Genomic DNA, 11403 nt, shown 5'->3' with positions numbered 1-11403 from the left:
GAAAACACATATAGACAAAATCACCATAATAATTCTCATATTATCTTTAAGTTTGACTATAATTTATGTAGCTACAAAAGAATTTCATACTAAAAAACATCTGAGAATTATTATGGTGATTTTGTCTATATGTGTTTTCTTTTTAATTGATTATTATATATATTCTCAAAAAATTATAAAAGATTCTAACCTTAATCTTACAATAAAAAAATCTATAGGTATGGATTTCTATTCTTTAAATTCGTTAGATGAAAACAGTCTATTAAATATAAATACCCTTAAAATAAAAAATGTATCTAATCTAGAAGGCTTAGAATATATTGAAAATTTAAACTCATTAGATATAATTGATGATGGATTAATTTTAGATTATTTACCTATTACCAAATTAGATAATTTAAAAGCTTTAAGTATATATAGATGTAACTTGAATGTTTTAAGTGAAGTAGACCTAATAGAGGAAGCAGAGACTTTTCAAATTATATACCCTAAAACTGATTCTATGAACAGTTTACCACTATTTCCAAATGTAAAAAATTTAACCATTAATTTTAGCGGTAACTTCGTCCTATCAACCTTAAAGAATTTCCCCAAAGTAGAGGAATTTTCTCTTTGCTTAGAAGGTCCTTTAGATGTAGATGGAATAGAAGTTATAGGTAATCTAAAAACCTTGAATCTATCTTATGCTTACTTGTCAGATTACTCCAAACTTTTTGATATACCTACACTAAAAACTATTAGTTTAAAGAATTGTCATATAGTTAATTTAGAAGATTTCATAAAACAAGCTGAAGCTAAAGGTATTAAAGTCATTATGTAGTTTTACATAATGACTTTAATATCTTCATTGATTTCATCTAACTTATCTTTCAGTAATATATAAAACAACTTATTATAAAATTTTCATTACGAACTTTATAATAAATATCCAAAGAACTACTAACATAAATCTTTTTAAATTGGTAATCATAATTATTGATAAATTTAATACATTTATTAATGTATAATCAATAAATATTGTATACAAAATATAAAAAATTTTAATATTCAGTAAATTGATTGAATAATCTTCAAATTAATGGTACAATAATAATTAAAATATATGATGTAAAAGTGAGAGGGAGTGAATTTTTATGATGGTAAAACTTACTGTAAGAAGCATTATGAATTTAGGACTATGGGGTAGACTTTGTGAATATAAAGGGTGGGATAAACTTATAGTTAGAGAAGGTTTAATCTCTCTTGATAGTGAAGTGGAATTTGATGATGAATTTCTAAAGAAGGATGTTGTACCAATAGAGAAATTAAATGTATTCTTATTCAATGTGGATACTGAAGATGCTAGATACTGTGGAACATTATTAGCAAGAGACTTAGAAGATGCAAAAATTAGAGTTGGCATGATCCACAATGTAACTAAGATTACAACTATTCAAGAAATCACTAAGGAACAGCTATATAATATGAAAAATAAACATATGGTTCTTGCAAGAATACCACTTTAATCTATAAGTGCTAATAAAATAAATTAATCCCCAGTTAAGTTGAGAACACTCAACTTAACTGGGGATTTTTTAAACTATAATTTAAATCTCTTTAAACTGTACATTATGTGCATAATGAAGTACTAGATCTCTTTGTACTTCTATTACCGATGTATTAATATTTTCTCCATTAACACTTAAAGTCACATCACTATGGTCTCCATATCTTTTTAGAAATTTATCCATATCTGAACGTTTAATACTAATTGGCAAAATATCTCCATTACTTTTTAGTATTATTCCCATGGTTCTTCCTTCATTTCTAAATTTTCTTCCTTTAATTTTCAAATCCCTTAGACTAGCATCTATTATCATAGTAACCCCTCCATATTTACTTAAGTATAATTTTATATATTATATTTAAGTTCATGGAATAATATTACTCTAAATTAAATATTACATATTAATTTGCAGTTCTACTGGACAATGGTCTGAACCTAATACTTCTGTATGTATCTTCGCTGAAACTAAACTGTCCTTTAATCTTTCAGAAGTACAAAAATAATCAATTCTCCATCCTGCATTTTTCTCTCTAGCTTTAAATCTATAGGACCACCAAGAATATGTTCCCTCTAAATCTGGATAAAAATTTCTAAAAGTATCTATAAACCCTGAATCTAATAATTCAGTAAATTTATTTCTCTCTTCGTCAGTGAATCCTGCATTTCTTCTATTATTTTTAGGATTTTTAAGATCTATCTCCTTATGAGCTACATTTAAATCTCCACAAACTATCACTGGCTTATCCTTATCTAAATTCTTAAGATACTTTCTAAATTCATCTTCCCAAACCATTCTATAATCAAGTCTCTCTAACTCCGACTTAGAATTTGGGGTATAAACTGTTACAAGATAAAAGTTTTCGAACTCTAAAGTAATTACTCTGCCTTCTTTATCATGTTCTTCTATTCCAATTCCATAGGATACATTCATAGGTTCTACCTTTGTAAATATAGCAGTTCCTGAATATCCTTTTTTCTCAGCATAATTCCAGTATTGATGATATCCTTCTAAAGCAAGTTCTATCTGCCCACCTTGAACTTTACTTTCTTGAATACAAAACATATCTGCATCTACTTCTTTAAAGAAATCTAAAAATCCTTTTTGAACGCAAGCCCTAATGCCGTTAACATTCCACGAAATTAATTTCATATATTATACCTCTTTTCTAAAGTACTCTAATTATTTCTAATAACTTAAAATTTATTTTATTCTTAACTCCTTTATTGATAATTATAGTTTATTACAATAAATTCAAAAGAATTTTATCATCTTACTTCTTATTGTAGCATATACTATATATTTATTTGTATATTTGAACTAAATCTATTAAACTCTATTTGCAGATTTAATAAAAAATATATTCTTTATTAAATAAAAAAATCCCATATAAATCAGTCAATACAACTTCTTTTATACAGGATTTTTTAACTTATTGCACCTTATATTTTATTATCATTTTATGGAGTATATTGCTTACTCATTTTTGTAACTATACCATTTTTCATATCAACATTAAATTGTAAGTTACTAACATATCCACCTTTCCAATTATCTATCTTCTTTTTAAAAGTACTATAATCAACACTCTGCAACTCATTTGTATGATTATTAGATGGGTCTACGTCATAGGATAATAAATTGAAGGAGGCATCCTTAGATACTTCATAAACCTTAATCTCACCGATGTGATATCTAATATAATAAGGATCTGGCAATGTGTACGTTCCATCTTCTTTTTGCATAGCCTTATTGTCTTTTACAGCCTCTGCTACTGCTTCTTCCCATCCAAAATAAAATTCTGCTTCATCAAAGGATATATAAACAGTGCCATTATCTGTATAAATATCTTTTACAATTCCAAACTTACTATCATATATATCTTCTTTTACATCTTCTTTTACATTCGCTTTTACATTTAAAGTAACATGAACATTTCTTCCGTACTCCTTTGTTACGCCATTATATGAGTACTGTCCAGGTTTATTGGATATATCTTGGTTTTCCTTTTCCCAAAGTACATAATCCTTAATTTTATTATTATCTACAGTTATATCCACTTCTTGTGGCAAAACAAATGAATCTTTATCTTCATATATTTCATAAGATAGCTCTACACTTTCCATCTTATCTCTTATACTAGTAAGCACTTTCTCCATATTCTCTGTATCAACCTTATTTTCAATTGCTAATTTAATAATATAGTAAGCATCATCATATCTATTTTTATTTAAATATTGATCCTTTATATCCATATAAATTTGCTTGTCATTCTTACCTTTTGTTATTGCAGCTTCATAAGATTTTCTAGCTTCTGTGTAATTTTTTTCTTCTAAAAATTTATTTCCTTCTTTTATATACTTTTCTATCTCATTTTCTTCAACCTGAATATCTTTAGCTACATTATCAGATAATACAATTTCTTTATCTTTCTTTTTACATCCCCCTATCACAGTTGTACCAGTAACTATGATAACAGCTGCAAAACACAATATAAATTTATTAAATTTCATTTTAAAATGCCCCCTACTTAATAACTTTAATATAAGTATATGATTAAATTTTTAACAACTATAGTAAAGTTATTTCCAAGTTATTAACAAGGCTATTTTATACTTAACGGTATATTTACTTTTACAGTAACCTTTTCTCCATTTATAATATCTATAGAACCTCCATGATCTTTTATAATTTCACTACATAAGTATAATCCAAGTCCCCTGCTTTCAGATTCTGAAAATTTTTTAGATTTTATAAAAGGTTCAAAAATATGATCATATATTTCCTTAGGAATAATTCCTGACATACTCTTTACTTCTAGAATATATTTTTTACCCTCTATTTTACCATTTATATAAAGAGATTCTTGTGGTTTAGAATACTTTATACCATTGTCAATTAAATTTATAATAAGCTCCCTAATTCTGTTACACTGTACTGATACTATACCACTTTCTAAATTATTTATAATTTTTATAGAGTATTTTTGTGCTTTTATACTCATGTCCTCACTTATCTCATCTATAATCTGATCTATGCTAATTTCCTTAAATTCTTCTGCAGTATAAGACAGGCCCTTAGATATTTCTATTAATTTTATAATTAAGTGATGTAATCTTTCGCTTTCTAAATATATTCTTTCTATAGCCCTTTTCTTGAAGGCCTCATCCTTTACCATTTCATCATTTATCATCTCTGCATATCCGGAAATGGCAGTTAAGGGTGTTTTCATTTCATGAGTTACATTGTCAAAAAAAGCTTTTCTACTTTTTTCTAATTTCTCTACTTTTTGTTTTTCTTCTTTTATTGTATTTATTTGTTCTTCTATTTTCTCTTTCATACTATTAAATTCTCTTGACAATATAGCTATTTCATCATTTCCATAAACATCTACATAAAAGCTATAGTCTCCTTGTCCTACTTTTTTCACCCCTTCTGTTAATGTTATTATAGGCTTAGTAACTTTAGTTATTATGAAAAAGCTTAAGCCAAATATAAAGAATAATATACCGCCTTCTACTACAGTTATAAATAACATCATCCTATTATTTTCATCATAAGCTTCACTATAATCTTTAATTATACTAAGTACTCCTAGGTTATCTTCATTTATAAAAATGGGATAGGACAGAATTCCATAGAGTTTTTTATCTTCATATTTAAGATTGACAACAGCAACTCCTTCTTCAGCATTTTTATTGCCACTATCTAATGTATTTCTAAAAGATTCATCTACATTCTCACTTAATATTTTTCCTTCTGTATCACGTATTTCTACAGTACATTGAAAATTAGATGATATATATCTATTCAAGTAATTACTTTCTTTAACTAAACTGTCTTCTTCGTATTCTAAATCTGTTGCTAGTAATCTGTATTTTATTGCTTCCCTAGTACTATACATAATTTCATTTAATGAGCTACCTATGGATGCCTCCATTCTAATAATTAATATATGCCTTATGGATAAATTCAATATTACTCCAAAAGTTATAATTATAGATAGTATAGAAAATATAAATTTTACTCTTATTTTCATATTATTACCTCATCACATATCCTACCCCAAATACTGTATCTATAAGAGATCTCTCATTTTCATTATCTAATTTACTTCGAATTCTTCTTACATGAACATCTACAGTTCTAATATCTCCATCATAATCAAATCCCCAAACTTTATTAAGAAGTTCTTCTCTTGAAAATACTCTATTCCTATTCTTCACTAAGAATTCAAACAAATCATATTCCTGTGGTTTCAATCTAACTTCATCTTCATCCTTTAATACAATTCTACTATCTATATTTAATTTTATATGGTTTGAAACTTCTAAAAATTCACTTTCACTCTTCACTTTGTACTTTTCTACACATCTCAGAGCAGTTTTAACCCTTGCAAGGACTTCCTTTATATGAAATGGCTTAGTCATATAGTCATCAGCTCCTAGCTCTAACCCTAAAATTTTATCTACTATATCATTTCTTGCAGTTAATATAACAATAGGAATTAAATGCTTACTATTAATTTCTTTACATAGCTCAAAGCCACTTTCATCTGGTAAATTTAAATCTAACAAAGCTAAATCAGGTTTAAAATTTTTTACTAATTCTCTGCCCTCCTTAGCGGTAAATCCACATCTTACACTATATCCTTCACTTTTTAATGCAGTATATAATATATCACTTATAGATATTTCATCTTCTACTATTAAAATCTTTATACCCATATCCCTCTCCCAAATCAAAAATCATACATTAATTATAATATACATCTTCATATTATATATGGCAAATATATGAAGTAACTGTCTCAAAATAAAAAATCCCCATCTATATTAGATAGGGATTAAAACTATATTCTTTGTACACTTTCTCTTACTACTAATTCAGATGTATACCTATACTCTGATTGTTCTCTTGGTTGTCGTAAAATTATAGATATCAACTCTTCAGTGGCCTTCCTAGTCATTTCTTCTATAGGTTGTTTAAAAGTTGTAAGAGCTGGCGTTATAATTTCAGAAAAAACTAAATCATCAATACCTATTACGGATAAGTCATCTGGTACGGATATCTTAAGCTTATTAGCAACTTTATAAACTCCATAAGCAATAACATCAGAACAAGCCACTATAGCTGTTACCTTATTCCTACAGTTTAAAAGTTTCTCAGCTCCCTTAATACCAGTTTCTACATCATGCATAGAGGAGTATGTCCACTGTTCATCTATTTCTAACCCATGATCCTTCATAGCTTGTCTATATCCTTGCATGCCGTCGCCTGAATTTATTAACCATTGTGTTCCATTAATGCATCCAACATTCTTATGACCTAATTCAATAAGGTGTCTAGTTGCTTCATAACCATCATTAAAACTGTCTAGATACACATTGCAAACGTCTTCACCACTACTAATGCTCCGATGAATGGCTACCATAGGATACTTAATTTTTAATAGATCTTCAAATTGCCAACTCTCTTTTATTAAACTAGGTGCAATTATCATACCATCTACACAATGCTCTCTCATTAGGTTAATGTACTTATGTTCATTTTCTGCACTATTATATGTACTACAAACTAATATACTATATCCATGCTCCTCTGCGGTTTCCTCAATCCCCCTAATTATTCGCGAAAAATAAAAACTAGAGATATCTGGCAAAATTACCCCAATAAGCTTAGTTTCTCCATTAACCAGGCTCCTAGCCATGGCATTAGGTTTATAGTCAAGCTCCTTAATTAAATTTAGTATTCTCTGTTTTGTCTCCTCTGTAGTTTTCGCTGTCTTTCCATTAATAACATTAGAAACCGTAGTTGCCGACACTTGGGCAATCTTAGCAATGTCCTTTATTGTAACCCCCATACAGATTCCTCCTACTTTATGTCATTTATTAAGTTATAAATATATTATATATGATACTCTATTAAACTACAATAGACCATATGCTCCCCAATATTTATCAAAGTAAGCACATGGTCTATATTAACTTTATATCTACTATGTAATGCTATCTCTTGTACTCAATGTGTTTAACCTTAAAATGACAAGGACAACTTCTATTTATTATAGTATTTGCCATGTATGACCTAACCTTTAAATAGAAAAATAGTGTAGCACAAAGAAGCATTACAAATCCATATAAATAATTATATCTGTACCCTAAATTATTTAAAATAGTTCCACCAACAAAATTTCCTATAGCTATTGAGAACCCATTGGCTAACATCTTTACTGCTGCAAATATATCTCTATGATCTATGGCTATATTACTCATCATCAAGCTATCTAAAGAGGAAATTATTAGACCAACAGATACACCTCTAATAACTAAGAAAAATATAAATAATTCACTATTAGAAACCATTGTTAATATAAAGCAACTAACAATAGCAATTACAAATATAGTTAAATTAAATTTCTTTACCCCAATTCTTTCTATAAATCTAGGCATTAGAATAAGCCCAACCATACTCAAAATAGTTAATGAAAAGGTTATATAAGATATTATATTATTCCCTAAATTAAAGTAATTCTTTAATATTAAATTATTATAAGGTCCTACACCACTAAATCCTAAGGCGTTAATAAATAGAAGCATAGAAAAAAGTCTAATTTGCTTATCAGACTTTATGCATTTTATTGATTCCCTCATACTTTTTTTTACTTCTTCATTCTCTACTGCATTAGTTATATCTTTAGGCAACAAAAAACATCTAATAGATGAAGTTACTATAAGGATTATGGCTGCTAATAGAAATAACTTTTCATATCCTATTTGGGCAAAATATTCCATCCCCGTTATATTTCCAGCTATTAATGCTCCCACGGCTCCAGCAATTAAATTCACAGAATACTTATAGCTATAGGCACAACACTCCTTTTGTCCTGTGGTATAAGAATATAATAATTGTAATTCTGTAACATGTATAAGACATGTGCCTAAATTTATAAGAATTTGACCTATTATAAGAACTATCATTGATTTAAATCCCATATGAAATCCAACTCCTATGGAACAAACTAATAATCCTATGCATAAAATTCTCTTACGTCCAAATATCTTAATAAATGGTCCCATAAAAAAACCTATCAAGGTGAATAAAGAACCTATGGAAAATACTGTTCCTATAGCTTCAGCCGATAAGCCTATAAAATCATAATATAAAACTTGTAAGAAAAAAAATATCCCCATGGCCAAAGCACTTAGAGCTTCACTAGCCACCATTATATGTATATTTCTTGAAAATGTCTTTATTATTTGTATCGTCTTTGATTTATCCATTTTATGTCCACCTTAAATAATCATTATCTATTTAGGTTAAACAAAATTTCAATAGTTATGCAAAAAGAGAGCATTATTGCTCTCTTAAAATTAATTATATTCAACTTCTTTTAAGTATAATCCTTTAGCCTGAGCCATTGGTCCAGCTTGTGCTCTCTCTTTTGCTTCTAATATTCTAGCAACATCACTTGGCTTTAACTGACTTTTTCCAACTTCTAAAAGAGTTCCAACTATTATTCTAACCATATTTAAAAGGAAACCATCTCCATTGACCTCTATTTTAATAATCTCATCATCCTTTGTTATGTCAATGTAATTTATGGTTCTAACAGTGGATTTATTATCTGATTTTAAGCTAGTAAAACTCTTAAAATCATGGGTACCAACTAAAATATCTGCTGCTGCTATCATGGCATTTAAATTAATTTCTTCTTCAATGTGGTATGTGAATTTTCTATTAAATACATTTCTGTATTTTCCATTGTTTATAGTATACTCGTAGGTTTTTGCCTTTGCATTATATCTTGAATGAAATCTCTCATGAACATCAGTTACTGATTTTACAACTATATCTTCTGGTAAAAATTCATAAAGATAGTTCAAAATATCTTCATTGGTAAGGGTAGATTTAGTATGAAAGTTAGCTATATAGTTTTTAGCATGTACTCCTGTGTCTGTTCTCCCACAACCTATAACTTGAATATCTTCATTAGTCATCTTACTTAATACATTTTCAATTTTATCTTGTATAGTAGCAACATTGTCCTTTTGCTTTTGCCATCCTTTATATCTTGTTCCATCATATTCTATTACCATTTTTAAATTTCTCATAAAATCTCCTCTATTATCTATACTAGTTAAATTCTCTATAGAATAAAGCTCTAACTTTTCTAACTCTTAGCTCATTCCCAATTAAGTATATACTCTTTACTAAAATAAATCTATAAAATTATGTAGTTATATTATTTAGTCGTCTTGCAATTTTTACTTATCCCTTCGTAAAGATATTCTAAATACTCCACATCCACATTTTCAGCCTTTAAACTATCAATTCTTTCCCTAGCCTTTTCTATAGCTTCTTTTGCTTCTGCATAATCCCTTTGTTTTATAGCATTACTCGTATACTGAAGTAAATAATCCACCTTTAATACACTCTTTGCTAAGTCTTCTCTCTCATTATTTACTAAATCTAATAAAAGAGAATATATCTTAGGGGATGAACTATTTCTATGAGTATTTAAAAAATCATTGTTTTTACTATTCTTCTTTGCCATAATTTAATTTCTCCATTCTTATTACTTAAAACATTTATCTAGTTTTAAACACAACTTTTCCTTTGCATAGAGTCTTTACAATATTATAATTGCTATCTAATATTACTAAGTCACAATCCTTACCTATATCTAAACTACCCTTCATATGAAGTATATTTAAGTCTTTAGCTGGATTTGTACTTGCCATAGTAACAGCGTCTTCTAAGGTACATCCAGTGAATTTTATTATATTCCTTACAGCTTCTATCATAGTTAAACAACTCCCCGCTAAGGTTTTATCTTCAAGTCTAGCTTCACTTCCAATCTTAATAACCTTTTGTCCACCAAGCTCATATTCACCATCCTTTAACCCTTTAGCTTCCATAGAATCTGTTATTAATATTATTTTATCCCTTCCTTTTATTTTATAAACAGCTTTTACAGTATCTTTGTGAAGATGTATGCCATCACATATTATTTCTACACTTAATTCATCAAAGGCAAAACCAGCAGTAACTACTCCAGGTTCTCTATGATGATGAGGACTTTGTCCATTATGAAAATGTGTAACACTGGAAAGACCCTTTTCTACAGCTGTTTCTATCTGAGAAAAAGTCCCATCACTATGCCCTACTGATGGAATAATATTATTGTTAGTAAGACATTTTATAAATTCAAAGTTATTGTCTAATTCAGGGGCATAAGTAATTTTTTTAACATTGTTATGAGAATGCTTTATAAGCTCCTTTAGCATATCAACATCTGGGGATAAAATATAATCTTCAAGTTGAGCTCCCTTATACCTTTTATTTATAAAAGGACCTTCTAAATGAAGTCCAATTATTTCTGCTCCACCAATTTTATTATTTTCATTATAGTTTTTAACCTTTAAAGTATTATCAATTGCTACTTTTATGTCATTCAAATTTGCAGTCATGGTAGTTGGAAGCAAGGCTGTAACTCCTTCTTCTGGTAATTTATTAGTTAGATTTCTCAAGCCCTCATAATCAGCATACATGACATCTGTTCCATATCCACCATGGGTATGCTCATCTATAAAACCAGGTACTGCATAATATCCTTTTTCTATAACTAAAGACTGTCCATCATTTGCTATTTTTCCATCTTTAATATATATTGTTGTATCTGTTAATACCTTTATCATTACCATTACCCCTTAAATCTTTATTTTTCACTAACAAAGCAATTATTAATAATTTACATTTTAATATATTTTTAATCTCACTATTTAAATGAAAAACACCTTCAAACCCGCATGAATAAAACAACTTCCTCTTTATTCTTTAATATTCTCTTTATATC

General features: G+C 28.2%; 12 protein-coding genes. 2 read left to right on the top strand and 10 right to left on the bottom strand.

Annotated features, from left to right (window positions below):
• Together AB2369_RS07175 and AB2369_RS07170 are read left to right on the top strand one after the other, a co-directional pair.
• Positions 1-820 (top strand): hypothetical protein (locus AB2369_RS07175; RefSeq protein WP_367665796.1); only part of this gene is annotated, 820 nt, incomplete at its 5' end.
• 313 nt (positions 821-1133) lie between these two features.
• Positions 1134-1505: a hypothetical protein gene (locus tag AB2369_RS07170; RefSeq protein ID WP_035130245.1), complete on the top strand. Its 372-nt coding sequence runs from the start codon at positions 1134-1136 to the stop codon at positions 1503-1505.
• 81 nt (positions 1506-1586) lie between these two features.
• Here AB2369_RS07170 and AB2369_RS07165 read toward each other — a convergent pair whose 3' ends face one another.
• From AB2369_RS07165 to nagA, 10 genes are all read right to left on the bottom strand, one after another.
• Positions 1587-1859: a hypothetical protein gene (locus AB2369_RS07165; RefSeq protein ID WP_367665795.1), complete on the bottom strand. Its 273-nt coding sequence runs from the start codon at positions 1857-1859 to the stop codon at positions 1587-1589.
• Between the two features lie 81 nt (positions 1860-1940).
• Positions 1941-2696 carry an exodeoxyribonuclease III gene (locus AB2369_RS07160; RefSeq protein WP_367665794.1) on the bottom strand — a complete coding sequence of 252 codons (756 nt, stop codon included), beginning with the start codon at positions 2694-2696 and terminating at the stop codon, positions 1941-1943.
• Between the two features lie 308 nt (positions 2697-3004).
• Positions 3005-4057 carry an Ig-like domain-containing protein gene (locus tag AB2369_RS07155; RefSeq protein ID WP_367665793.1) on the bottom strand — a complete coding sequence of 351 codons (1053 nt, stop codon included), beginning with the start codon at positions 4055-4057 and terminating at the stop codon, positions 3005-3007.
• A 92-nt stretch (positions 4058-4149) separates the two neighbouring features.
• The gene (locus AB2369_RS07150; protein ID WP_367665792.1) at positions 4150-5583 is read right to left on the bottom strand and encodes an ATP-binding protein; all 1434 of its coding nucleotides are present in this window, start codon (positions 5581-5583) and stop codon (positions 4150-4152) included.
• A gap of 4 nt (positions 5584-5587) precedes the next feature.
• Positions 5588-6271 carry a response regulator transcription factor gene (locus AB2369_RS07145; protein WP_367665791.1) on the bottom strand — a complete coding sequence of 228 codons (684 nt, stop codon included), beginning with the start codon at positions 6269-6271 and terminating at the stop codon, positions 5588-5590.
• Between the two features lie 125 nt (positions 6272-6396).
• Positions 6397-7407: a LacI family DNA-binding transcriptional regulator gene (locus AB2369_RS07140; protein ID WP_367665790.1), complete on the bottom strand. Its 1011-nt coding sequence runs from the start codon at positions 7405-7407 to the stop codon at positions 6397-6399.
• Positions 7408-7552: 145 nt separating this feature from the next.
• Positions 7553-8827 carry an MFS transporter gene (locus AB2369_RS07135; RefSeq protein ID WP_367665789.1) on the bottom strand — a complete coding sequence of 425 codons (1275 nt, stop codon included), beginning with the start codon at positions 8825-8827 and terminating at the stop codon, positions 7553-7555.
• Positions 8828-8917: 90 nt separating this feature from the next.
• On the bottom strand, positions 8918-9658 hold the full coding sequence (gene truA / locus AB2369_RS07130; protein ID WP_367665788.1) for a tRNA pseudouridine(38-40) synthase TruA: 741 nt from the start codon (positions 9656-9658) through the stop codon (positions 8918-8920).
• A gap of 131 nt (positions 9659-9789) precedes the next feature.
• Entirely contained in the window at positions 9790-10101 is a 312-nt protein-coding gene (locus AB2369_RS07125) for a hypothetical protein (protein WP_346930708.1), read from the bottom strand.
• Between the two features lie 34 nt (positions 10102-10135).
• Positions 10136-11245 (bottom strand): N-acetylglucosamine-6-phosphate deacetylase, encoded by a 1110-nt coding sequence (nagA, locus tag AB2369_RS07120; protein WP_367665787.1) that lies wholly within the window; start codon positions 11243-11245, stop codon positions 10136-10138.
• Between the last annotated feature and the right edge of the window lie 158 nt (positions 11246-11403).

This window comes from Clostridium sp. (assembly GCF_040797585.1).
In the GTDB taxonomy this organism is placed as follows: domain Bacteria; phylum Bacillota; class Clostridia; order Clostridiales; family Clostridiaceae; genus Clostridium_Z.
Note: the sequence above shows the minus strand (reverse complement) of the source record. Positions and strands in the feature narration are given on the sequence as shown.

Coding starts and splice junctions, on each gene's coding strand:
- AB2369_RS07170 (WP_035130245.1), top strand. CDS start 1,134: ATGATGGTAAAACTTACTGTAAGAAGCATTATGAATTTAGGACTATGG.
- AB2369_RS07165 (WP_367665795.1), bottom strand. CDS start 1,859: ATGATAATAGATGCTAGTCTAAGGGATTTGAAAATTAAAGGAAGAAAA.
- AB2369_RS07160 (WP_367665794.1), bottom strand. CDS start 2,696: ATGAAATTAATTTCGTGGAATGTTAACGGCATTAGGGCTTGCGTTCAA.
- AB2369_RS07155 (WP_367665793.1), bottom strand. CDS start 4,057: ATGAAATTTAATAAATTTATATTGTGTTTTGCAGCTGTTATCATAGTT.
- AB2369_RS07150 (WP_367665792.1), bottom strand. CDS start 5,583: ATGAAAATAAGAGTAAAATTTATATTTTCTATACTATCTATAATTATA.
- AB2369_RS07145 (WP_367665791.1), bottom strand. CDS start 6,271: ATGGGTATAAAGATTTTAATAGTAGAAGATGAAATATCTATAAGTGAT.
- AB2369_RS07140 (WP_367665790.1), bottom strand. CDS start 7,407: ATGGGGGTTACAATAAAGGACATTGCTAAGATTGCCCAAGTGTCGGCA.
- AB2369_RS07135 (WP_367665789.1), bottom strand. CDS start 8,827: ATGGATAAATCAAAGACGATACAAATAATAAAGACATTTTCAAGAAAT.
- truA (WP_367665788.1), bottom strand. CDS start 9,658: ATGAGAAATTTAAAAATGGTAATAGAATATGATGGAACAAGATATAAA.
- AB2369_RS07125 (WP_346930708.1), bottom strand. CDS start 10,101: ATGGCAAAGAAGAATAGTAAAAACAATGATTTTTTAAATACTCATAGA.
- nagA (WP_367665787.1), bottom strand. CDS start 11,245: ATGATAAAGGTATTAACAGATACAACAATATATATTAAAGATGGAAAA.